21 protein-coding genes are annotated in these 21,246 nt (G+C 70.5%); 8 read left to right on the top strand and 13 right to left on the bottom strand.

The features are described 5' to 3' along the window. Positions 1–42 precede the first annotated feature (42 nt). The 4 genes from ACOKM3_RS05120 to ACOKM3_RS05105 form a co-directional block, all read right to left on the bottom strand. On the bottom strand, positions 43–936 hold the full coding sequence (locus tag ACOKM3_RS05120) for an alpha/beta fold hydrolase (protein ID WP_426897331.1): 894 nt from the start codon (positions 934–936) through the stop codon (positions 43–45). A gap of 98 nt (positions 937–1,034) precedes the next feature. Continuing rightward, the gene (locus ACOKM3_RS05115; protein ID WP_426897329.1) at positions 1,035–2,039 is read right to left on the bottom strand and encodes an NADP-dependent oxidoreductase; all 1,005 of its coding nucleotides are present in this window, start codon (positions 2,037–2,039) and stop codon (positions 1,035–1,037) included. A 30-nt stretch (positions 2,040–2,069) separates the two neighbouring features. Further along, positions 2,070–3,125 (bottom strand): aldo/keto reductase, encoded by a 1,056-nt coding sequence (locus ACOKM3_RS05110; protein ID WP_426897327.1) that lies wholly within the window; start codon positions 3,123–3,125, stop codon positions 2,070–2,072. 71 nt (positions 3,126–3,196) lie between these two features. Next, complete coding sequence (locus ACOKM3_RS05105; protein WP_426897325.1) at positions 3,197–3,889, bottom strand: SDR family oxidoreductase; 693 nt, start codon at positions 3,887–3,889, stop codon at positions 3,197–3,199. Positions 3,890–4,051: 162 nt separating this feature from the next. Here ACOKM3_RS05105 and ACOKM3_RS05100 point away from each other — a divergent pair, with 162 nt between their 5' ends. Beyond that, positions 4,052–4,612 (top strand): TetR/AcrR family transcriptional regulator, encoded by a 561-nt coding sequence (locus ACOKM3_RS05100; RefSeq protein ID WP_426897323.1) that lies wholly within the window; start codon positions 4,052–4,054, stop codon positions 4,610–4,612. 42 nt (positions 4,613–4,654) lie between these two features. Here the strand turns inward: ACOKM3_RS05100 and ACOKM3_RS05095 are convergent, their stop codons facing one another. Beyond that, a complete protein-coding gene (locus tag ACOKM3_RS05095; protein ID WP_426906707.1) occupies positions 4,655–4,807 on the bottom strand; it encodes an AsnC family transcriptional regulator in 153 nt (50 codons plus the stop codon). Between the two features lie 111 nt (positions 4,808–4,918). Then, a complete protein-coding gene (locus tag ACOKM3_RS05090; protein WP_426906706.1) occupies positions 4,919–5,911 on the bottom strand; it encodes a LacI family DNA-binding transcriptional regulator in 993 nt (330 codons plus the stop codon). Between the two features lie 922 nt (positions 5,912–6,833). Here ACOKM3_RS05090 and ACOKM3_RS05085 point away from each other — a divergent pair. The 4 genes from ACOKM3_RS05085 (at position 6,834) to ACOKM3_RS05070 (ending at position 11,635) form a co-directional block, all read left to right on the top strand. Further along, positions 6,834–8,144, top strand: coding sequence for an ABC transporter substrate-binding protein (locus tag ACOKM3_RS05085; protein WP_426897321.1), 1,311 nt, complete (start codon positions 6,834–6,836; stop codon positions 8,142–8,144). Between the two features lie 93 nt (positions 8,145–8,237). Beyond that, complete coding sequence (locus tag ACOKM3_RS05080; protein WP_426897319.1) at positions 8,238–9,239, top strand: carbohydrate ABC transporter permease; 1,002 nt, start codon at positions 8,238–8,240, stop codon at positions 9,237–9,239. Positions 9,240–9,255: 16 nt separating this feature from the next. Beyond that, on the top strand, positions 9,256–10,176 hold the full coding sequence (locus ACOKM3_RS05075) for a carbohydrate ABC transporter permease (RefSeq protein ID WP_426897317.1): 921 nt from the start codon (positions 9,256–9,258) through the stop codon (positions 10,174–10,176). A 61-nt stretch (positions 10,177–10,237) separates the two neighbouring features. Continuing rightward, positions 10,238–11,635 (top strand): GH1 family beta-glucosidase, encoded by a 1,398-nt coding sequence (locus ACOKM3_RS05070; RefSeq protein ID WP_426897316.1) that lies wholly within the window; start codon positions 10,238–10,240, stop codon positions 11,633–11,635. Between the two features lie 9 nt (positions 11,636–11,644). Here the strand turns inward: ACOKM3_RS05070 and ACOKM3_RS05065 are convergent, their stop codons facing one another. Beyond that, positions 11,645–12,448, bottom strand: coding sequence for an alpha/beta fold hydrolase (locus ACOKM3_RS05065; RefSeq protein ID WP_426897314.1), 804 nt, complete (start codon positions 12,446–12,448; stop codon positions 11,645–11,647). Then, positions 12,448–13,959 carry a carboxylesterase/lipase family protein gene (locus ACOKM3_RS05060; protein ID WP_426897312.1) on the bottom strand — a complete coding sequence of 504 codons (1,512 nt, stop codon included), beginning with the start codon at positions 13,957–13,959 and terminating at the stop codon, positions 12,448–12,450. Before ACOKM3_RS05060 ends, ACOKM3_RS05065 begins: the two co-directional genes overlap by 1 nt. A gap of 97 nt (positions 13,960–14,056) precedes the next feature. On the opposite strand from ACOKM3_RS05060, the gene ACOKM3_RS05055 reads away from it, so the two are divergent. Continuing rightward, positions 14,057–14,668 (top strand): TetR/AcrR family transcriptional regulator, encoded by a 612-nt coding sequence (locus ACOKM3_RS05055; RefSeq protein ID WP_426897310.1) that lies wholly within the window; start codon positions 14,057–14,059, stop codon positions 14,666–14,668. 7 nt (positions 14,669–14,675) lie between these two features. Here ACOKM3_RS05055 and ACOKM3_RS05050 read toward each other — a convergent pair whose 3' ends face one another. Together ACOKM3_RS05050 and ACOKM3_RS05045 are read right to left on the bottom strand one after the other, a co-directional pair. Then, entirely contained in the window at positions 14,676–16,019 is a 1,344-nt protein-coding gene (locus ACOKM3_RS05050; RefSeq protein WP_426897308.1) for a cation:dicarboxylate symporter family transporter, read from the bottom strand. Positions 16,020–16,098: 79 nt separating this feature from the next. Next, positions 16,099–17,265, bottom strand: coding sequence for a mandelate racemase/muconate lactonizing enzyme family protein (locus ACOKM3_RS05045; protein WP_426897306.1), 1,167 nt, complete (start codon positions 17,263–17,265; stop codon positions 16,099–16,101). 109 nt (positions 17,266–17,374) lie between these two features. Between ACOKM3_RS05045 and ACOKM3_RS05040 the strand changes: the two genes are divergently transcribed. Further along, positions 17,375–18,052, top strand: coding sequence for a GntR family transcriptional regulator (locus tag ACOKM3_RS05040; RefSeq protein ID WP_426897304.1), 678 nt, complete (start codon positions 17,375–17,377; stop codon positions 18,050–18,052). A 90-nt stretch (positions 18,053–18,142) separates the two neighbouring features. On the opposite strand, the gene ACOKM3_RS05035 is transcribed toward ACOKM3_RS05040, so the two are convergent. Then, a complete protein-coding gene (locus ACOKM3_RS05035) occupies positions 18,143–19,186 on the bottom strand; it encodes an NAD(P)-dependent alcohol dehydrogenase (RefSeq protein ID WP_426897303.1) in 1,044 nt (347 codons plus the stop codon). 95 nt (positions 19,187–19,281) lie between these two features. On the opposite strand from ACOKM3_RS05035, the gene ACOKM3_RS05030 reads away from it, so the two are divergent. Next, complete coding sequence (locus ACOKM3_RS05030) at positions 19,282–19,878, top strand: TetR family transcriptional regulator (protein ID WP_426897301.1); 597 nt, start codon at positions 19,282–19,284, stop codon at positions 19,876–19,878. 57 nt (positions 19,879–19,935) lie between these two features. On the opposite strand, the gene ACOKM3_RS05025 is transcribed toward ACOKM3_RS05030, so the two are convergent. Together ACOKM3_RS05025 and ACOKM3_RS05020 are read right to left on the bottom strand one after the other, a co-directional pair. Continuing rightward, entirely contained in the window at positions 19,936–20,106 is a 171-nt protein-coding gene (locus ACOKM3_RS05025; RefSeq protein WP_426897300.1) for a hypothetical protein, read from the bottom strand. 88 nt (positions 20,107–20,194) lie between these two features. Continuing rightward, on the bottom strand, positions 20,195–21,178 hold the full coding sequence (locus ACOKM3_RS05020; RefSeq protein ID WP_426897298.1) for an AraC family transcriptional regulator: 984 nt from the start codon (positions 21,176–21,178) through the stop codon (positions 20,195–20,197). Positions 21,179–21,246 lie beyond the last annotated feature (68 nt).

Here is a 21,246-nt window from a genome sequence, read left to right as displayed (position 1 = left end):
CCGAACGGCCCCACGTCTCGCTGAACCGACCCCCGGTGCCCGTCAGCTGACGGGCACCGGGGGCGCAGCCAGGAATTCCAGCGCCCGGGCGACGAAGGCCTCGTGGTACTGGAAGATGCCGCCGTGTCCCGCGTCCGGGTAGAGGGGGACGAGCTCGCCCTGGGGCAAACGCGCCGCCAGATCAACGGAGTTGACGCTCGGGACCATCCGGTCGCTCTCCCCGTTGGCCACCAGCGCCGGCTGGTGGATGCGCGACAGGTCGGCGGGAGGCTGGGTGCCCCAGCGGCGGATGGCCTTGAGCTGGGCGCGGAACGACGACACGGAGATGGCCTTGTCGCGGTCGTCGGTGCGTTCCTTGAGCCGGTTCAGGAAGGCGTGGGCCGCCCGCCGGCCACCGGCGGTCCGGGTGAAGAAGAGGTAGTGCTTGGGGTCCTTGAAGGTCAGGACACCTCTGAGCATGTCCTTGACGGTGATGCCGGTGACCTTGTCGATGCCCGTGCCTCCGGCGGGTCCCGTGCCCGCGAGGATCAACTTGCGTACGAGGTCCGGCTCCTGGGCCGCGATGACCTGGGCCACGAAGCCGCCCATCGACAGGCCGAGCAGGTCGACGCGGTCGTAACCGAGGGCCCGGATGAACTGGACGGTGTCGCGGGCCATCGCCTCGACGGTGTCGGGCGTGGTGCCACCGGAGGCGCCGACGCCACGGTTGTCGTAGGTGATGACCCGGCGGCGGTCGGCGAGTCCGTCGACGACCCGGGGGTCCCAGTTGTCCAGGACGGCGGCCAGGTGGTTGACGAGGATCAGCGGCACGCCGTCGTCCGAACCATGCTGCCGGTAGGCGAAGTTGACGCCGTGTACGGGCACGAAGCGCGTTGGTGTGTTCTTGGACGACGGCGACGACGGAGCGGGCGTGGGGGAAGGGGACGGTGCGCTCATGGCGGAGTCCTGGGTGGGGGAGGGGGTCGGTGTGTGAGAGGTGTGGTCGGTGGCGTGGGTGGCTCTCCTGCCACCCGGCCGGGGTGGGTCCGGTGTTCTCAGGTCATGGAGACGACGACCTTGCCGGCCTTCGCGCGCCCCTTCTCGACGTACTCCATGGCCTGGAGGGTCTCGTCGAACGGGAAGACGCGGTCGACGACGGGGCGGATCCGCCCCGCGTCGACGAAGGGGGTGATCGCGCGGAGCTGGATGCCGCTGGCCCTCATGAACAGGAACGAGTACGTCACCCCGAGGCGTTTGGCCCGGCGGCGGGTCTTGAAACTGAGCGCGGTCATGGCCAGGCGCAGGACCGGGTTCGCGCCGAGTTCGCGGGCGAAGGACGGGTCGGGCGGGCCCGCGACGGAGATGGCGGTGCCGCCGCGCTTGAGGACGCGCAGGGACTTGGCGAGGTTGTCGCCGCCGAGGCTGTCCAGGACGACGTCGTAGCCGTCGAGGAGAGTCTCGAAGTCCTGCGTGCGGTAATCGATGACCTCGTCGGCGCCGAGCTCCTTGGCGAGGCCGACCTTGGCGGTGCTCACGGTGGTGGCGACGTGCGCGCCGAGCGCCTTCGCGAGCTGGACGGCGATGGAGCCGAGGCCACCCGCGCCCGCGTGGATGAGGACCTTCTGGCCGGGCTGTACGTGGGCCCGCTCGACCAGCGCCTGCCAGGCGGTGAGGGCGACCAGGGGGAGGGAGGCGGCCTCGGCCATGGTGAGGGTGGCGGGCTTGGGTGCCAGGTCGTCCTGGCGGACGGCGATCTGCTCGGCGAAGGTGCCGATGCGGTCCTTGTCGGGGCGGGCGTAGACCTCGTCGCCGACCGCGAACTCCGTTACGTCGGGGCCGACTTGGACGACCGTCCCCGCGAGGTCGTTGCCCAGGACGAGCGGGAGGCGGTAGGGCATGAACGCCTTGAAGTCGCCGGCCCGGATCCGCATGTCCAGCGGGTTGACGCTCGCCGCGTGGATCCTGACCAGGACGTCGTCGGCGCCGACGACGGGGTCGGGGACCTCGGCGGCGCGCACCTGGGACGCGTCGCCGTACTTGTCGACCGTGAAGGCCTTCATCGTCGTCTCCGTTTCGGGGATACGGGTGGTTCAGGCCACCGGTGCGGCGGGCTGGATGACGTGGTCGGCGGCGCCGCCCTGGAGGCGGTCCAGGGAGCCGGCGATCCCCTCGTGGGGCACGCCGAGCGGCACCGCGCTTACTTCGGTGAGGCGGGCGTACTGCTCGTCGGTCAGCCGGACGTCGAGGGCGCCGAGGTAGCCGTCGAGCTGGGCGAGGCTGCGCGGGCCGATGATCGGGACGAGCGTGGCCACCGAGCGGGCGGCGCGCTCGCGCACCCAGGCCACCGCCACCTGCGCGGGTGTCGCACCGGTCTCCTCGGCGACGGCCAGGACGGTGTCGATGACGGCGGTCTTCTGGACGGTGTCCTCGGTGTGGATGACCATGCCCAGGTCGCTCAGACGACCGTCGGCGGAGGTGCGGTACTTGCCGGTGAGCAGTCCGCCGCCGAGCGGGGACCACAGGGCGGCGCCGAGGCCGAGGCTCTCGGCCATCGGCAGCAGCTCACGGTCGGCGGTGCGCTCGACGAGGCTGTACTCGTGCTGGATGCCGATGATCGGGGCCTGGTTCCTGAGGTCGGCGAGGGTCACCGCGCGCGAGACGCGCCAGGCCGGGAAATTGGACAGCGCGGCGTGATGGATCTTGCCGGCGCTCACCAGATCGTCGAGCCCGCGCAGGAGCTCTTCCATCGGAGTGAGCTGGTCGGGGAAGTGCACCCACAGCAGGTCGATGTAATCGGTGCCCAGGCGCTTCAGGCTGGCCTCCACCGAGGCGACCATGGTCTTGCGGCTGTTGCCCGTCTTGGAGATGTCCGGCTGCGGGGCGGCGCCGAAGGCGAACTTGGTGGCCAGGACGAAGTGGTCGCGGTCGGCCGAGATCAGCTTTCCGGTCAGCTCCTCCGACTCGCCGAACTGGTAGCCGTCCGCGCTGTCGAGGAAGGTGCCGCCGGCCTCGGCGAACCGGTCGAAGATGCGGCGGGCCTCGTCGGGCTCGGCCCCGGCACCCCAGCCGGTGCCGAAGTTCGCGGTGCCGAGCGCGTACTCGGACACGCGAAGTCCGGTCCGGTGGCCGAAGGTCGTGTAGCGCATGAGATGTCCTTGCGTGGGAGGGTCGCCCAAAGGGGTGGGTACGGCAAAAGGGGTGGGTACGGCCGCGGGGCTCAGGCGGCGTCCGGCTGCGGCGTGCCGGCCAGCGCCTGCTTGACCTGCCGGGTCAGCTCGTCGGCGACGATCTCGGGCAGGCCCGCCTCGATGCCGTTCAGGGCCTGCGCCGCGACGTCGGAGGCGGAGACCTTCTGGTCGGCCGGGACCGCGGCGGCCATGTCGGTGTCCATGTATCCGACGTGCAGCGCGGAGACGGTGATGCCGCGCGGCGCCAGTTCCTCGCGGCTCGCGCCGCTCAGCGCCCAGGCGGCGGCCTTGGACGCGGCGTAGGAACCGAGGCCCGCCGGGTGGTACCAGGACAGGACGGACAGCACGTTGAGCACGGCGCCGCCGCCGTTGCCCTCGATCACGGGGGCGAAGGCGCGGGTCGCGGCGAGCGGGCCGAAGAAGTTGGTGTCCATCTCCCGGCGCACCTCGTCCAGGTCACCGTCGACCAGCGTGGCCCCGGTGGAGATGCCCGCGTTGTTGATCAGCAGCGTCGCGTCGGAGGCGGTGCGGGCGGCCTCCCGGATCGACTCCTCGTCCGTGACGTCCAGGCGCAGCGGGGTGACACCCGGCAGATCGACCGTCTCGGGGCGGCGGGCCGCCGCGTAGACCTTCGCGCCGCGCTCCACGAGCTGGGCGGCGAGGTGCCGGCCGAGACCCCGGTTGGCGCCGGTGACGACCGCGACGGTGTTCTTGAGTTCCATGGCTGATCCTGCTCCCGGTAGTGGCGGGCGCCGTCCGGTCACCCACATCCATCAGATTTAGATTACGATGACAATCTAAACACTCGACTACGATAGATGCCAGTCGACATCCAAACTTGGTTCCCGGAAACGGGTTCACGTAGGAGCACGCAGGAGGTGGTCATGGGCCGCGTATCGCAGGCGCAGGCGGAGGAGAACCGCAGGCGCGTCGTGGACACCGCCTCGCGGCTGTTCAGGGAGCAGGGCACGCAGGTCAGCGTCGCCGACCTGATGGAGGCGGCCGGTCTGACCCACGGCGCCTTCTACAAGCAGTTCGCTTCCAAGGAAGCGCTCGTCGACGAGGCCACCGCGCACGCGATCGACGAGCTCGCCCAGCGGTACGCCGCCGGGCTCGAGCAGTACGACGGCCGGCGCGACGAAGCCCAGCGCACGCTGATCGACACCTACCTCTCCGTCGAACACCGCGACAACATGGCGGACGGCTGCCCGGTCGCCGCGCTCGCCACCGACATCGCCCGCACCCCCGACGACCAGGAGGCCCGCCGCGTCTACGCCGACGGGGTGGCCGACTTCGCCGACTTCCTCGCCGACGACGACCAGGACGGCCTCGCCCGCCTGAGCACACTGTTCGGCGCGCTCGTCCTGTCCCGCGCCACCAAGGGCTCCCCGCTCTCCGAGCGGATCCTGGCCGCGGCGCACGCGGCCCTGACCGAAGCCGACTGATCGGCGGCGCCACCTCTGGGGGGCCTCAGGGAACGGCGCGGTCTACCGCGTCACCGGGACCGTGCCGCGGCCGGCCGTGAATCCGGTGATGACTCCACGCCTTCTCGGCGCCCGCAGGCGCTCCAAGGAGGTCGACGGCGCGACACCGACGCTCACCGCGAGTTCGCGATTCGTCATCCTGGCATCGGCCTGGATGCGTGCGGGATCGCCACGTCAGGCTCGTCGAGTTCCATCTCGCCCCTCCGCACGGCGACCAGCTTCAAGATCGCTTCAGCCGGGGTCGGATGATGCACGGGCGGGCCCGCACTACGACGACTCCCGCACCACCAACTCCGTGTCCAGCACCAGCCGCGTGCGCGGAGCGGCCGGGTTCTCGATCTCGCGCAGGAGGGTGCGCGCGATCGTGCCGCCGATCTCCTCGGTGGGCTGGCGGACCGTCGTGAGCGGAGGGTTGGTGTGGCGGGCGAGGTAGGAGTCCTCGAATCCGACGACCGAGACGTCCTCCGGCACGCGGCGACCCTGGGCGCGCAGTTCGAGGAGGACGCCCGCGGCCATCAGGTCGGAGGCGGCGAACACGGCGTCCAGGTCCGGGGCACGTTCAAGTAGCGAACGCATCGCCGCGCGGGCCCCTTCCTCGGTGAAGTCGCCGACCTCGACCAGGTGTTCCTCATCCGGGACGCCTGCCTGGGCGAGTGCTTCCCGGCAGCCGCGCAACCGGCTGCGCCCGACCTCCATGTCCTGGGGGCCCGCGATGGTGGCGATCCGGCGCCGGCCGCGGTCCAGGAGGTGGCGCACGGCGGTGGCGGCCCCGCCCCGGTTGTCGGCGCAGACGTAACTGAGCGGGTCGTCCTCGCGGCGGCGGCCCGCGAGGACGGTCGGCAGGCCGGCCGATTCCAACAGGCCCGGCAGGACGTCGTGTTCGTGCACCGAGACCAACAGGACGCCGTCGACCCGGCGTTCGGCGACGGACCGGGTGAGCTGGTCGCGTTCGGCCTGGTCGCGGACGAGCGTCAGCTGGAGCTGGGTGCGCGTGTCGGCGAGCGCGGCGCTCACCCCGCGGATCACGGCCGAGAAGTAGGGCTCCGAGCCGAGCCGGCTCTCGGACTCGGGGATGACCAGGGCGACGGCGTCGGTACGGCTCGTGACCAGGCCACGGGCCACCGAATTGGGGACGTAGCCCAGCTCCGCGATGGCGTTGAGGACGGCCTCCCGCGCCTTCTCGCTGACCAGCTCCGAGCCGTTCACCACGCGGGAGACGGTGGTGCGCCCCACTCCGGCGCGCGCCGCCACGGTCTTGATGGTCGGCCGGGCCCCGCCCGCCCCGCTCTGCTCACGATCCCGACGCGCGGCCTGCTCTCGGGGTGTGTCCTGTTCCTGTCGTGCGGCGGGCTCTTGGCCGGCCTTCCCCTGTTCCTGGCGTGCGGCGGGCTCTTGGATGTCCTTCTCCGGTGCCCGGCTCCCGGTCCGCTGCCCTCGGTTGCCGTCCCCCGGCTCCCGGCGCGCGGCCGGCTTTTGGGGTGTGTCCTGTTCCCGGCGTGCGGCGGGCTCTTGGCCGGCTTTCCCCGGTGCCCGGCTTCCGGCCCGCTGCCCCCGACTGCCGCTCCCCGGCTCCCGGCGCGCGCCCGGTTCTTGGGGCGTGCCCTGTTCCTGACGTGCGGCGGGCTCCTGGCCGACCTTCCCCGGCTCCCGGCCGCCGCTCCCGGCCCGCTGTCCCCGACTGCCGTCCCCCGGCTCCCGGCCGCCACTCCCGGCCCGCTGCCCCCGGCCCCCGCCCCGTCCCGGGTCGCCGCCCCGCCCAGGGCCCGTCACTTCTCGTGTCGTGTCGCCGCTCATCGTTCCGGATCCTCCAATTCCCCTTCAGGGCCGCCCTGTTGGGGGTGCGGCACGCCCGGCCCCCTCCCGGCCTGCGCATTCTGCCAGTTGCCAGCCCGATTCTGCCCGCTCCGCGCCCCCTTTCCGGAAGGGGTCGTCGATAACGAGGTGGAAACGAGCTGGATTCGACTTCTTGACACGGGAGTTGTCGGGCGGCCAGTCTTCCTGAAACTTAGTGGGTACGTTCCCACCAACTCGCCAGCAGGCTGGCCAGAGGCCGCGAACGCCGTTCGCGGACCTCCGGAAGACCCGCTCTGAGCTGGGAACTTGATGATGCCTACCGCGGGCGGCCGAGCTTCGGGCCGACTCGTGCCACCGGTGCGTCGGCGCCGTCTCATGGAGGACGTTCATGCTCAAGGTCGAGCGGAAACTGCGTACAAAAGTCACAGCTGTACTGGCCTGCACGGCGGCGGGCGCCCTGCTCGCGGGTTGCGGCGGAGGGGGCGCCGGCGCCACCGGTGGCGGCGTCAAGGACGGCAAGGTCACCATCACCATGGGCCTGTACGGCGTGATGGGCTTCAAGGAGACCGGCCTGATCGAGAAGTACGAGAAGGAGCACCCGAACGTCACCGTCAAGGTCGAGGCGGCCGGTGACGAGCAGACGTACTACACCGCCCTGCAGACCCACCTGGCCAGCGGCTCCGGGCTCAAGGACGTCCAGGGCATCGAGGTCGGACGGGCCAAGGAGATAACCGAGACGCAGGCCGGCAAGTTCGCGGACCTCACCGGCCTCAAGGGCACCGACCACTTCCAGCCGTGGAAGCAGGGGCAGATCACGACGAAGGACGACAAGGTCCTCGGCCTGGGCACGGACACCGGCCCGATGGCGGTCTGTTACCGCAAGGACCTGTTCGAGCAGGCCGGGCTGCCCACCGACCGCGAGAAGGTCGGCAAGCTGTGGGCGGGTGACTGGAAGAAGTACGTCGAGACCGGCGAGAAGTTCGCCAAGGGCAACAAGAACAAGAAGGTCTCGTATCTGGACTCCGCCTCCGGCCTGTTCAACGCCATGGTCTACGGCAGCTCCCAGCAGTACTACGACAAGTCCGGCCAGCTGATCTACAAGACCAACCCGGCCATCAAGGAGGCCTGGAACCTGTCGACCGAGGCGGCCCAGAAGGATCTGACCGCCAAGCTGCCGCAGTTCCAGCCCGGTTGGGACCCGGGGCTCGCCAACGGCACGTTCGCCACCACGGTCTGCCCGGCCTGGATGCTCGCGCACATCACCGACAAGGCCGGGGAAGCCAACAAGGGCAAGTGGGACGTCGCCAAGGCCCCCAAGGGCGCCAACTGGGGCGGCTCCTTCCTCGGGGTCACCGAGAAGAGCCCGGTGAAGGACGAGGCCAAGAAGCTCGTGGCGTGGCTGACCGCTCCCGAGCAACAGGCCTACCTTTTCGAGAAGTTGGGCAACTTCCCGTCCTCCAAGACCGCACTCGAGGACCCGAAGGTGAAGGACGCCAAGTCGGAGTACTTCTCCGGAGCGCCCACCGGCCAGATCTTCGGGGAGGCGGCCAACGAGGTGCCCGCCGAGCAGGTGCTCGGCCGTAAGGACGGCACCATCAAGGACATCTTCTCGCAGGGCCTCCAGCTGGTGGAGAACGGCAAGGCCCCGGCCCAGGCCTGGAAGACCACCGACGAGCGGATCAAGAAGAGCGTCGGCTGACGCGTACGGACCGAGCGGGTGCGGCCGGAGCAACCGGCCGGCCGCGCCCGCCGCCGTACCGCGTATCCCGCCCGCCCGAAGGAAGGACCCCCGGTGGCCGCCTCCACCCAGCTCGGCTCGTCCGCCCAGCCGCCCCCGGCACACGGCTCGCCCGTGCGGCCGAAGGGCCCCGCCAAGGCCCGTTCGAAGATCCCGTTCCTGCACCGCCTCGATGTGAAGGGCGCGCCCTACGCCTTCATCGCCCCGTTCTTCGTCATCTTCGCCGCGTTCAGCTTCTATCCGCTGATCTACACGGCCTGGATCTCTTTCCACCAGGTCGAACTGTCCACCTTCGACGTCATGACGTGGCAGGGCCTGGAGAACTACACGGCGCTGTTCGCCGACGAGCGGTTCTGGAACGCGCTGCGCAACACCATCACCATCGGCGTGATCTCCACGGTCCCGCAGCTGCTCATGGCCCTCGGCCTCGCACACCTGCTCAACTACAAGATGCGCGGCTCGACCTTCTTCCGGGTCGCCGCCATCACCCCGTACGCCACCTCGGTCGGCGCCGCCGCGCTCGTCTTCACGATGCTCTTCCAGCGCGACTTCGGCATGATCAACTGGGGTCTCGGTCTCATCGGCATCGACCCGATCGACTGGGAGAACTCCACCGCGGCCTCCCAGACGGCCATCTCCGCGATCGTGATCTGGCGCTGGACCGGCTACAACGCGCTGCTCTACCTGGCCGCCATGCAGGCCGTGCCGCTGGAGCGCTACGAGGCCGCCGCCATCGACGGGGCCAACCGCTGGCAGCAGTTCCGCACCGTCACCGTCCCCGGCATCAAGGCGACGATCGTCTTCACCATCGTGCTGTCGACGATCGGCGCCACCCAGCTCTTCGGCGAGCCACTGATCTTCGGCCAGGGCCCCAACGGCATCACCGGTGGCACCAACAACCAGTACCAGACGCTCGGCCTGCTGCTCTACGAAGAGGGCTGGAAGAACTACCAGATGGGCCGCGCGGCCACCGTGGCCTGGGCGATGTTCCTGCTGCTCGTCCTCGTCTTCGTCCTGCAGCGCGTCATCTCGCGCCTGCGCAACCGCACGCACTGACCGGGGGAGTCACACCATGACCACCGACACCGCTCCGGTCCGCACCGGCGCCCGAGGCCGCGACGTCGTCGAGCGCGCCGCTCCCGCCCGCCGCAGGCGCCTGAGGCAGGGCGCCGGCAAGCAGCACCACGCGGGGCCCGTCGCCTACGTCCTGCTCGGATTCACCGCACTGGTCTCGCTCTTCCCGCTGTACTGGACGCTGGTCGCGGCCTCAAGCGACAGCGCCCGGATCTCGCGGACCCCGCCCCCGTTCCTGCCGGGACCGAACCTCTTCAGCAACCTCTCCCGGGCCTGGACAGAGGCCTCCATGGGCAAGGCGATGATGAACTCGCTGATCGTGGCCGGCACCATCGCGCTGTCCACGGTGCTCTTCGCGACCCTGGCCGGATTCGCCTTCGCCAAGCTCCGCTTCAAGGGCCGCAACGCCCTGCTCATGGTCGTCATCGGCACCATGATGGTGCCGCCGCAGCTCGGCGTGGTCCCGCTGTTCATGATGATGAGCGACCTCGGCTGGGGTCAGCAGCTGCCGTCGGTCATCTTCCCCACGCTGGTCAGCGCGGTCGGCGTGTTCTTCATGCGGCAGTACTTCGCCGAGTCGCTCCCCGACGAGCTCGTCGAGGCGGGCCGGGTCGACGGCGCACACTCACTGCGCATCTTCTGGTCCATCGTGCTCCCGATCGCCCGCGCCCCCATGGCCGTGATCTTCATGATCACGTTCGTGCACGCCTGGAACGACTTCTTCTGGCCGTTCATCGCCCTCGACATGACCAACCCGACCGTGCCCGTGGCCCTCACGCAACTGAGCGCCGGATACGTCCGCGACCAGTCCCTGATCATGGCGGGCGCGCTGCTCGGCACGCTGCCGCTGCTCGCGATGTTCGTGGTCTTCGGCCGCCAGATCGTCGGCGGCATCATGCAGGGCGCCGTCAAGGGCTGAATCCCGCTGCGCCGAGCTCAACTCCTGTACCCCTTAAGCCTGTTCTCCCTGGAGGAGTCCCATGTCATCCGCGCTCACCTTCCCCACCGACTTCCTCTGGGGTACGGCGACCGCCTCGTACCAGATCGAGGGCGCCGCCCAGGAGGACGGCCGCACCCCGTCCATCTGGGACACCTACGCGCGCACCCCCGGCAGGGTCCTCAACGGCGACACCGGCGACATCGCCTGCGACCACTACCACCGCTGGGCCGAGGACGTCGACATCATGGCCGACCTCGGCGTCAAGGCGTACCGCTTCTCGCTCGCCTGGCCGCGCATCCAGCCGACAGGGCGCGGCCCGGCCCTGCAGAAGGGCCTCGACTTCTACCGGCGCCTCGCCGACGCGCTGCGCGAGAAGGGCATCAAGCCGGTCGCCACGCTCTACCACTGGGACCTGCCGCAGGAGTTGGAGGGCCTGGGCGGCTGGCCGGCCCGCGAGACCGCCGAACGGTTCGCCGAGTACGCGGCGCTCGCCGCCGAGGGCCTGGGTGACCACGTCGACACCTGGACCACCCTCAACGAGCCCTGGTGCAGCGCCTTTCTCGGCTACGCGTCCGGCGTCCACGCCCCCGGCCGCACCGACCCGGTCGCCGCCCTGCGCGCCGCCCACCACCTCAACCTGGGCCACGGCCTGGCCGTTCAGGCGCTGCGCTCACAACTGCGCCCGTCCGCCCAGGTGTCGGTGACGCTCAACGTGCATCACGTGCGCCCGCTGACCGACGCGTCCGGGGACACCGACGCGGCCCGGCGCATCGACGCGCTGGCCAACCGGGTCTTCACCGGCCCCATGCTGCGCGGCGAGTACCCCGAGGACCTGCTGAAGGACACCGCGCCGCTGACCGACTGGTCCTTCGTCCAGGACGGCGATCTGGCCGAGATCAACCAGCCGTTGGACTTCCTCGGTGTCAACTACTACTCGCCGACCCTGGTTTCGGAGGGCGACCCGGCGCACGGCAACGACGGCCACGGCGCCAGCGCGCACAGCCCCTGGGTGGGCGCGGACCGCGTCGCGTTCCACTCCACGCCCGGTGACAGGACCGCGATGGGCTGGACGATCGACGCTTCGGGCCTCGAGGAACTCCTGCTCCGCCTCGGCGGCGACCACCCCGGCCTGCCCATGGTGATCACCGAGAACGGCGCCGCGTTCCACGACTACGCGGACCCCGAGGGCAACGTCAACGACCCGGAACGCATCGCCTACGTCCGCGACCACCTGGCCGCCGTGCACCGCGCGATGTCTGCCGGCGCCGACGTCCGCGGCTACTTCCTGTGGTCGCTGCTGGACAACTTCGAGTGGGGCTACGGCTACAGCAAGCGCTTCGGCATGGTCCACGTCGACTACCCGACCGGTACCCGCACCCCCAAGGCCAGCGCCCGCTGGTACGCGAAGGTGGCAGCGACGGGAACGCTGCCGGTGTGATGTCCCGGACTACGTGCTGTCGTCGTGGCTCCGCCACAGGTCTCGCAGGGCGGCGTTGACGGCGTCCGGTTGCTGGGTGTGCGGGTAGTAGCCGGGCACCCGCAGCAGCCGGCCGCCGACGCCAGCGGCGACGGCCTCGGCACAGGCGATCAGCGGCTCGCCCGCGTATCTGCGGTACAGCTCCGGTGCGTCCTGCCAGGTCCCGCAGATCACCAGCGTCGGCCACGGGGCGGCCCGCAACGGCTCCAGCGGCACCGTCGCCTCCCACACCGGGCGTTCGCGCATCGAGGTGGCGACGGCGCGAAGGCGCTGCGGGGTGGGGGAGGGCAGGGCCATGCCCAGGCCCTCCGTGGAGGCGCGCAAGTACTGCTCCGGCGTGACCGACTCCGGTACCCCGGGGCTCTCTCGGACCCGGCGCAGCATCTCCGCGACCACCGGGTGGCCCGCTGCCGCCGAGAACGCGGCGGGCTGAATCAGCGTCAGGGACCGTACGAGGTCGGGACGGCGCCCCGCGGCGAGCATGGCCGCGAGGCCGCCGTTCCCGTGCCCGACCAGGTGCGCGCCGTCGTCCTGCCGGGCCAGGAGTTCCAGCAGGTCGTCCGCGTCGGTGTCGAAGTCGCTGCGGTCGGTGTCGGGGCTGCCGCCATAGCCACGGCGGTCCACCAGCAGCAGACGGTGGCGGTCGGCCAGGGGCCGCTGGGCGGCGAAGCCGTACGCCTCGTCGCTGCCCCACGTAAAGATGTTGTGGGCGAAGACCGCGGGGACTCCGCTGCCGTCGGTCTCGTCCCACACGGTCAGGTGAAGGGCATCCATCAGCAGGGCTCCGTATCGAACGGGGCGGGGGAGCGGCCCTCCCAGATCAGGCGGGAGGCCTGTTCCGGGTAGGGCACGGTCGCCGATTCGGTGTCCAGGACGCGGGTCAGCCGCCCGTCGGGCCGGTGGGCGGCCCATCCGGCGTCGCCGGTGGTGACGAAGCGGACCCAGGCCTCCCTCAACTCACGGGAGAGCGCGCGGGCCTCGTCGGTGGGCTCCGCACCGACGAGCTGCGCGCCGACGGGGCTGCCCAGCGTGCCGAACGCCAGAGGAATGTCGAGGCTGTGGCAAGCGCCCAGGGCGCCGCCGAGCGCCGGAGCCGTCCAGCACAGCTCGAACAGGTACGAGGTGCCGCCGGCCGCGGCGTTCGCCTCGGCCAGCTGCTGTGACGGCATGCGGAACAACGCGTCGGAGTACACCGTCTCCACCAGCTCCTCCGGGTCTGCCCCCGGGAAGCCGGCGCGGTAGGCGTCCGCGCCGTGCGGCTTCGGGGCGAGCAGCTCCAGGGCCGCACGGGCGTCCCGCTCGGTGAAGGTGCCCCGACGTCCGCTCATGACGCTGAAGAACCGGAACTCGTCGCGGGTGTGGCCGACGAGCAGCTCGGTCCCCTGCGCGCGCCCGCCGCTCAGCGCGGGCCAGGGGGCTTCGGGGAGGACCTCGCCGTCGACGACGGGACACAGGGCGGTGCCGGTCTCGGTGAGGCGGCCCCAACTCGCCCGATGCGCATGGAGGTCGGCGTTGAAGGCGGTGAGCTCCGCGGCCAGGTGCCAGGGGTCGATGTCGCGCCAGGCGGCCGCGGTGGGGGCCGCCGCGCCGAGCCGGTCCGCGAGCGCGGTGGTGATCCGCCGTGCCAGCGCGGGTGTGCTGTGCATCCCCGGCACCGAGTGGGCGATGGCCCGCCGGAACAGGCCGCGCGCCGGCTTCATCGTCAGGAGGGCGGCGACCGACCCCGCCCCGGCGGACGTGCCGCCCACGGTGACCCGGTCGGGGTCGCCCCCGAAGGCGGCGATGTTCCGCTGCACCCACTCCAGCGCCGCGATCTGGTCGAGGAATCCGCGATTGGGCGGCGCGTCGTCGAGAAACGCGTAACCCTCCGCGCCCACGCGGCAGTTGACGCTCACCACGACGACCCCCGCCTCGGCCAGGGCCGCCGGGTCGTACATCGGGTCGCTCGACGCCGCCGCGACATAGCCGCCGACGGGGAGCCACACCAGCACCGGCAGTCCCGCCGCGCCCGGATCCGGGGTGCCGACGTCGAGGGTCAGCCAGTCCGTGCCCTGGGGTGGTCCGGTGTCGATGGGCAGGGACAGTGGCACGACGGGGCCGAACTCCGCCGCCTGCCGCGTTCCGTCCCAGCGGTGCGGCGGGGCGGGCGCGGCGAAGCGCAGCGCCCCGACCGGGGGCCGGGCGTAGGGGATGCCGCGGAAGACGGCGTGCCCCTTCCGCAGGCGCCCCTGCACCACGCCTTCCCTGGTCCGCACCCTCGGCTGTTCAGGCAGTCGGTCGGGCATGACGCCTCCTCCCTCTCCTGCACCCCAGGGTTATCGGTCACCTGTATTATGTCAATCGTATGGGAAAGGCCCCGGAGTGCGTAGGGAGAGGCCGACGATGCCGAAGCAGGTGGACCACCGCGGACGCCGCGAGGAGATCGCCCGCGCGCTGTGGCGTGTGGTGGAGCAGCGCGGAGTCGGGCATCTCACGATGCGCGTGGTGGCACAGGAGGCAGGCATCTCCCTCGGGCAGCTCCAGCACTACTTCGCCTCCCGCGCCGCCATGCTCTCCTTCGCCATGGACTTCGCGTCCGAGCAGACCTCGCTGCGTGTCGGTCAGGGCCTCAAGAAGCTCGGTGACCGTCCGCACCCCCGGGACGTACTGCGGCTGACGCTCGCGGAAATGCTCCCCCTGCACGCCGACGCCCGCGCCACCAGCCGGATGAGCGCCGCCTACGTCCTGGAGGCGCTGCACGACGAGGACGTCCACGAACAGGCGCGCCGCGGCCTCCTCCAAGGGCGGGCCCTGGTCGAGGAGTTGGTCCGCCAAGCGGTCGCCGAGGGGCACATCGCCTCCGACCGCGATCCGGCGACCGAGACCAATCTGCTCCTCGCCCTCACCGGGCTCGCGCCCCTGATCGAGCTGGACGTGATCGGCCCCCAGGACGCGCTCGACGCGATCGACCTGCATCTGGACGGGCTGTTCGGCGGCAACGCCCGGAGTGCGTGACCGGAGGTCAGCCGTCGGCGCCGACCTTCGCGGTGTCGACGGCCGCGGGCGGCGGGGGCGGTGTCTTGCCGGGGTGGAGCGCCGAGCGGGCCCGCGCCGTGTCGAAGTCGCCCTCCCACTTGCCGATGACGATGGTGGCGACCGCGTTGCCGAGTACGTTGATGAAGACGCGGCCCTCGTTGAGGATGCGGTCGACGCCGACGATCAGGGAGAGGGCGGCCAGCGGGATGTGGCCGACCGCGGTGACCGTGCTGGCGAGGACGATGAACGCGCCGCCGGCGATGCCCGCGGTGCCCTTGCTGGTGAGCATCATGACGCCGACCATGACGAGTTGCTGCTGCCAGGACAGGTCGATGCCCATCGCCTGGGCGAGGAACATGGAGGCCATCGTGAGGTAGACGGCCGAGCCGTCCAGGTTGAAGGAGAACCCGGAGGGGATGACGATCCCGACGACCGGCCTGCCGACGCCGAGGGTCTCCAACTTCCGTACCAGCTGCGGCAGTACGGCCTCGCTGGAGCAGGTGCTCAGCGCGACGAGGAGTTCGGTCTTGAGGAAGCGCATCAGGCCGAACAGGCTCAGCCGGCAGGCGCGCATGATGGCGCCGAGCACCACCAGGACGTAGACGACACACGTCGCGGTGAACAGCAGGATCAGGTACGCGAGTTGCTTGAGGCTCTCCGCCCCGTACGTGGCGACCACCATGGCCAGGGCGCCGAAGGTACCCAGCGGAGCGAGGCGCATAACCCAGCCGACGATGCGGAACACCACGTCGGACAGGGCCTTGATGCCTCGGGTCAGCGGGGCGCCGTCCTCACCGGCCATGTTGAGGGCTACGCCGAAGACGATGGAGACCATCAGCGCGGCCAGGATCGCGTCACCCGTGATCGCCCCGAGGAGCGAGCTGGGGATCAGTGACGAGATGAATCCGGTGAACGTGGCGTGCTCGGTGGCCGTCTCCGGTACGTCATCGGCGCGCAGCGTGGAGGGATCGACGTGCAGCCCCGCACCGGGCTGGAAGACGTTGGCGACGACCAGGCCGATCAGCATCGACACCAGGGACAGCACCAGGAAGTAGCCGATCGCCTTCACACCGATCCGGCCGGCCTTGCGCAGGTTGTCCATGGAGGCGATGCCGGTGGTGACCACGCAGAAGACCACCGGGACCACGATCATCTTGACCAGGGCGATGAACCAGTCGTTGAGCGGCTTGAGTTCCTCGCCCACGCCCGGCGCGAACAGTCCCACGGCGATGCCGAGGACGGCGGCCAGGACGACCTGGAACCACAGCTCACGCAGCAGCCGATTCAGCCTGGAGCGCGGTGGGCGGTCGGTGACGGCGGTTGATGTCATCGTAGGTGCTCCCTTGCACGACGATCGTGTGTTGCCCTGTCCCGTTGGTGCCTTCGAGATGTGATGCGCGCAGAACGGCTCAGCTGTGCAGGGCGCGCAGCACCTTGTGGAAGGCGGCCTTGCCCTCGAAGCCGATGCCGGGGATGTCGGTCAGGCCGACGCGGCTCTTCTCGACGACGGCGTCGTCGGCGAAGCCGCCGGTGGGCTGGAACTCGCCCGGGTAGGACTCGTTGCCGCCGAGCTTGAGGGCGGCCGCGATGTGCAGCGAGAACTGGTGGCCGCCGTGCGGGACGCAGCGGCGCGAGGACCAGCCGTGCTGCTTCAGCATGTCCTGGATGCGCAGGTACTCGGTCAGCCCGTAGGACAGCGCCGGGTCGAACTGGAGGGTGTCCCGGTCGGGCCGCATGCCGCCGTAGCGGATCAGGTTGCGGGCGTCCTGGAGGGAGAAGAGGTTCTCGCCGGTGGCGATGGGCCCCGCGTAGTGCTCGGCGACGGTGGCGTTGAGGTGGTAGTCCAGCGGGTCGCCGATCTCCTCGTACCAGAACAGGTTGTAGGGCTCGATGGCCTTCCCGTACTCCAGCGCGGTCGCGAGGTCGAAGCGGCCGTTGACGTCGACGGCGAGGCGGGAACCGTCGCCGTCCAGTACCTCGATGACGGCCTCGATGCGGCGCAGGTCCTCGGCGAGGTCGGCGCCGCCGATCTTCATCTTGACGACGTCGTAGCCCTGGTCGAGGAAGCCGCGCATCTCGGCCTGGAGGTCGGCGAGCGTCTTGCCGGGGGCGTAGTAGCCGCCCGCCGCGTAGACGAACACCGAGTCGTCGGGCTCACCGTCGCCGTGCCGCTCGGACAGGTACCGGTACAACGGCTGCCCCGCGATCTTCGCGGCCAGGTCGAAGAGAGCCATGTCCACGACGCCGACCGCGACCGAGCGCTCGCCGTGCCCGCCCGGCTTCTCGTTGCGCATCATCAGCTCCCACGCCCTGGCGGGATCCAGCTCGCCGGCCTCGTTCAGAAGCTCCCCGGGCTCCGCCGCCATCAGGCGCGGCAGGATCCGGCGGCGCAGGATCTCGCCCGCGCTGTAACGGCCGTTGGAGTTGAAGCCGTAGCCCACCACCGGCTTCCCGTCGCGGATGACATCGCTCTCGATCGCGACGATCGAGCAGTCCATGGAGGAGAAGTCGATCCACGCGTTGCGGATCGAGGAGCTGATCGGGACGACGCCCTCGTACACGTTGGTGATCTTCACGACGGCCTTCCTTGTAACTTATAAGATGTGACGGCTGTTAGAGTGGGCGGCGCCACCGTGAGATGTCAAGGGGTGTGGGGACCTCGGGAAAGGGACCGATCAAGAGGCCATGCCGAGCCAGAACACGTTCCTCAGCAAGAGCGATCTCGCCTACGCGGAACTGCGCGACCAGATCCTCACCGGCAGCCTCCCGGCCGGCTCACGGCTCGCCCAGTACGACCTCGCCGACTCGCTCAACATGAGCATCACGCCCCTGCGGGAGGCCATCCGGCGCCTCAGTAGCGAGGGGCTGCTCACCGTCGAGACCCACCGCGACGTACGGGTGTCGACCATGACCGCCGACGAGGCCCGCCAGCTCTTCGAGGTCCGCCTCTCCCTGGACCCCACCGCGGCCGAACTCGCCGCCACGCGCCGCACCGAGGCCGACATCGCCGCGATGCGTGCCGCCGTCGCCGACCTGCTCCCGGTCACGCGCAAGTGGGGCGAGGAGGCCCTCACCGCGCACCGTGTCTTCCACCAGACGCTCTACCGGGCCTCGCACAACGACGTGCTCATCAAGATGCTCGACGACCTGTGGGACAAGTCCGACCGCTACCGCCGCCTCGGCCTCGACCTGCCGCCCGGCGACGAACCGCGCACCCGTGACCTCGAGGAACACCAGCGTCTGGTCGACCTCATCGTGGCCGGCGAGGCGGCTCGGGCGGCGCAGCTCATGCGCGACCACATCACCAACAGCCTCACCGCCACGGCGATCAGCGCCCTTGAGGACCTCGAGAAGCGCTCGTAGGGCATGGGGGACGTTCCCCATGTCGACGTAATGGTGCGGCAGCCGCGACGCCTGCTCGACGAATACCGTCAACTGCGCGCCGGCTGGCGGTCAGTCGAGGTCGGACATGTCGAGCACGAACCGGTAGCGGACATCGTTGCGCTCCAGGCGTTCGAGGGCCGTGTTCACCTGGGACGAGGGCAGCAGCTCGATGTCGGCGGTGATGCCGTGATCGGCGCAGAAGCGCAGCATGGCGGCGGTGGACGGGCGCCCGCCGCTGCCGGCCGAGCTGAGCTTCTTGCGGCCGATGAGCAGGTCCAGGGTGTCCACGGTGACAGGGCCGAGGTGTCCGAGGTGACTGAGTGTGCCGTCCATGGCGGTCACCCGCAGGTACGGGGCCAGGTCGTGGGGAGCCGAGATGGTGTCGATGACGACATCGAACCGGTCGCGGACCGCTTCCATCTGCTGCGGATCGGTGGACACCACGAACCCCTGCGCCCCCAGGCCCCGCGCCTCGTCGGCCTTGTCCGGGGTCCGGCTGATGACGGAGGTCGTGGCGCCGAGCCCGGCCGCCATCTTGACCGCGAGGTGTCCCAGGCCGCCAAGTCCGGCCACGGCGACGGTACTTCCAGGTCCCACGCCGGGCGCCTGGAGCGGTTCCCAGACGGTGACGCCGGCGCAGAGCAGCGGAGCCGTGGCGGCCGCGTCGAGCCCTGCGGGCAGGCGGTAGGCGAACCGGTGGCTCACGACGTACTCCCGTGAGTACCCGCCCAACGTGGTCGAGCCGTCCTGCCGGTCGGCCCCGCCATAGGTCAGCGTCGGGAACTCGCGGCAGAAGTTCTCCTGTCCCGCCTGGCACATGCGGCACTTTCCGCACGAGTCGACGATGTTGCCGACGGCCACGGGGTCGCCCGGAGCGAAATCGGCGACCGCGCCGCCCACCTCGGTCACCACGCCCGTGAACTCGTGCCCGGGCACGAGCACACCGTTCGCATCGCCGCCGTGTGCCTCCAGCGCGTGCAGATCCGTATGGCAGACACCGCAGTAATCGACACGCACCGCGATGTCGTCCGGGCGCAGGTCCCGGCGCTCCAGTGCCGCACGGCGCAGAGTCCTCGTCGTGCCGTCCGCCTGCCAACCGGTCGTGGAACGCATCGCCAACTCCTAAGACAGACTGTTCGGTCTGTTTGACGGTAGGTGCACACGGGCCGAGAAGCAAACAGACGAGTCTGTCTGTTACGGTGCGGTACATGCCCGAGCAGCCATCCAGCAACCGCGGAGCGGCGACGTACCAGCGCATCGTCGACGTCGCCACGAAGGAATTCGCCGAGTACGGCATCGCCGGTGCGCGCATCGAGCGGATCATCGCCGCCGCGCGCACCAACAAGGCGCAGCTCTATGGCTACTTCGGCAACAAAGAACAGCTCTTCGACGCGATCTTCTTCGCCTCGCTGGAGCGGATCACCAATGTCGTCTCCATCGACGCCGAGGACCTCGCCGACTGGGCGGTGCGCCTCTACGACGAGTACCTCAGCCGCCCCGATCTGATCCGGCTGGCGACCTGGGCGCGCCTGGAGCGGCGCCCGACCGGGCATCTCGTGGCGGACCACGAGCACTACGACGACCACAAACTCCGCGCCATCGCGGAGGCGCAGGCCGCCGGGCGCATCAGGCAGGGGGACCCCTTCGACGTGATGGCCATGGTCATCGCCATGTCGATGGCCTGGTCCCCGGTGAGCAACGTCTACGCCGCCTCCGCCGACGAGCCCGCGAGCGTGCACGACCAGCGGCGCACCCTGCTCCGGGACTGCGTGAGCCGGGCAGTCGCCCCGGACCAGGGGGCCTGAGTACACGCGCCCCGGACCGGGAGCCCGAGCAGCGGACCACGAGGGTTCGGCGGGGCGTCAGTTGCCCCGCGACCTCGCCACCGCCGCCCGCATCCGGTGGGCGTCCGCGCACATCCGCCGGGCCCGCTCGCCCTGCTGGAAGGCCCGCTCCCGCATCACTCGGGCGCGCTCCCGCACCCGTAGCTGCGCCGCGTACCCCGATGATTCATCTGAGCCCGAGGGCCTCATCGTGCCCCCTTTGCGGGTGGGATACGCCGCGCCCGAGCGCGGCGACAAGTACCTGACTGCACAGTACGCCGCCCTCGGCCGGGCGCGGCTATTGGCGCAGCGTGGTCGTCGGGCCGTGTCCGTAGGTGGCGCGGTACTGGCTGGTGAAGCGGCCGGGGTGGAGGAAGCCCCAGCGGGCGGCGACGGCGGTCACCGTGGTGGTGTTCGGGTCGGCTGCCAGGAGGTCGCGGTGCGCGTTGGCCAGACGTACGGCGCGCAAGTGGGCGAGGGGTGTGGTGTCCCGGTGGCGGCGGAAGGCGTACTGAAGGGCCCGAGGGGTGACGTGGGCGGCGGCCGCGATGGCGGCGAGCCCGATGTCGCGGTGGGCGTTGGCCTCGATGAACGACATCGCCCGGCGCACGGTGGCGGGTGTGGGAGCGCTGGGCTGCCGTGAGGGGCGAGGGGGCAGGGCGGTGTTGGGGAAGACGGTGAGGGCGGTGGAAGCAAGCAGGCGGGCGGCATTGCCGACGAGGGGGTCATGGCCGGCGGCCTCGTCATTGGCGAGCAGGTGGTCGGCGATGTAGGTGACGGTGTTCTTCCACAGCGCGGCCAGGTGTGGGGAAGCGGGGCGGAGCCCGGTGAACTGCCAGGTCCGGGGCTGCCCGTCGGGCAGAATGCCGGCGGCCTCCTGCAGGAGGGCGGGACGCAGCAGGACTCCCTGCAGGGCGGCGTCGTGGGTGACGGACCGGTAGGTCCGGTCGGGCAGGGACTGGACGAAGACATCACCGGCGGCGAAACGTTCGTCGAAGCCGGCGCACTGGCTCGCGAAGGTGCCTCGGTGCAGCCTGACGATCAGCAACGAGTCCATGCTGGCGCCGACATCGAGATCCAGCGGTGTGACGACGTCGTCGACCGCGAACGAACCGGCGTCGGTGCGCGCGTGGTGGAAAACGCGCCCGTTGGCCGGGTTGTCCATACGCATGTTGAGCCCGTAGGCGCAGTCCAGGAACGTGCGCACGCTGTCCGGGTCGGCCGAGGAGAAGTGCGTACGCCGGGGCGAGTTGTCCTGCGGAGGTGGACTCGGGAGCGTCATGGACGGCTGCCGTCCGCCGGGCGCCCGCCATCGCCACCACGCGCTCGACGAGTGATCAACATGAGGAA

This window comes from Streptomyces nidicola, from assembly GCF_050106155.1.
In the GTDB taxonomy this organism is placed as follows: domain Bacteria; phylum Actinomycetota; class Actinomycetes; order Streptomycetales; family Streptomycetaceae; genus Streptomyces.
The sequence above is the reverse complement of the archived record's forward strand: the minus strand, read 5'-3'. Positions and strand labels throughout refer to the sequence as shown.

Bases quoted from the DNA above. Each gene is read 5' to 3' on its own strand.
- ACOKM3_RS05120 (WP_426897331.1), bottom strand. From the start codon at position 936: ATGAGCGCACCGTCCCCTTCCCCCACGCCCGCTCCGTCGTCGCCGTCG.
- ACOKM3_RS05115 (WP_426897329.1), bottom strand. From the start codon at position 2,039: ATGAAGGCCTTCACGGTCGACAAGTACGGCGACGCGTCCCAGGTGCGC.
- ACOKM3_RS05110 (WP_426897327.1), bottom strand. From the start codon at position 3,125: ATGCGCTACACGACCTTCGGCCACCGGACCGGACTTCGCGTGTCCGAG.
- ACOKM3_RS05105 (WP_426897325.1), bottom strand. From the start codon at position 3,889: ATGGAACTCAAGAACACCGTCGCGGTCGTCACCGGCGCCAACCGGGGT.
- ACOKM3_RS05100 (WP_426897323.1), top strand. From the start codon at position 4,052: ATGGGCCGCGTATCGCAGGCGCAGGCGGAGGAGAACCGCAGGCGCGTC.
- ACOKM3_RS05085 (WP_426897321.1), top strand. From the start codon at position 6,834: ATGCTCAAGGTCGAGCGGAAACTGCGTACAAAAGTCACAGCTGTACTG.
- ACOKM3_RS05075 (WP_426897317.1), top strand. From the start codon at position 9,256: ATGACCACCGACACCGCTCCGGTCCGCACCGGCGCCCGAGGCCGCGAC.
- ACOKM3_RS05070 (WP_426897316.1), top strand. From the start codon at position 10,238: ATGTCATCCGCGCTCACCTTCCCCACCGACTTCCTCTGGGGTACGGCG.
- ACOKM3_RS05065 (WP_426897314.1), bottom strand. From the start codon at position 12,448: ATGGATGCCCTTCACCTGACCGTGTGGGACGAGACCGACGGCAGCGGA.
- ACOKM3_RS05060 (WP_426897312.1), bottom strand. From the start codon at position 13,959: ATGCCCGACCGACTGCCTGAACAGCCGAGGGTGCGGACCAGGGAAGGC.
- ACOKM3_RS05055 (WP_426897310.1), top strand. From the start codon at position 14,057: ATGCCGAAGCAGGTGGACCACCGCGGACGCCGCGAGGAGATCGCCCGC.
- ACOKM3_RS05050 (WP_426897308.1), bottom strand. From the start codon at position 16,019: ATGACATCAACCGCCGTCACCGACCGCCCACCGCGCTCCAGGCTGAAT.
- ACOKM3_RS05040 (WP_426897304.1), top strand. From the start codon at position 17,375: ATGCCGAGCCAGAACACGTTCCTCAGCAAGAGCGATCTCGCCTACGCG.
- ACOKM3_RS05035 (WP_426897303.1), bottom strand. From the start codon at position 19,186: ATGCGTTCCACGACCGGTTGGCAGGCGGACGGCACGACGAGGACTCTG.
- ACOKM3_RS05030 (WP_426897301.1), top strand. From the start codon at position 19,282: ATGCCCGAGCAGCCATCCAGCAACCGCGGAGCGGCGACGTACCAGCGC.
- ACOKM3_RS05025 (WP_426897300.1), bottom strand. From the start codon at position 20,106: ATGAGGCCCTCGGGCTCAGATGAATCATCGGGGTACGCGGCGCAGCTA.
- ACOKM3_RS05020 (WP_426897298.1), bottom strand. From the start codon at position 21,178: ATGACGCTCCCGAGTCCACCTCCGCAGGACAACTCGCCCCGGCGTACG.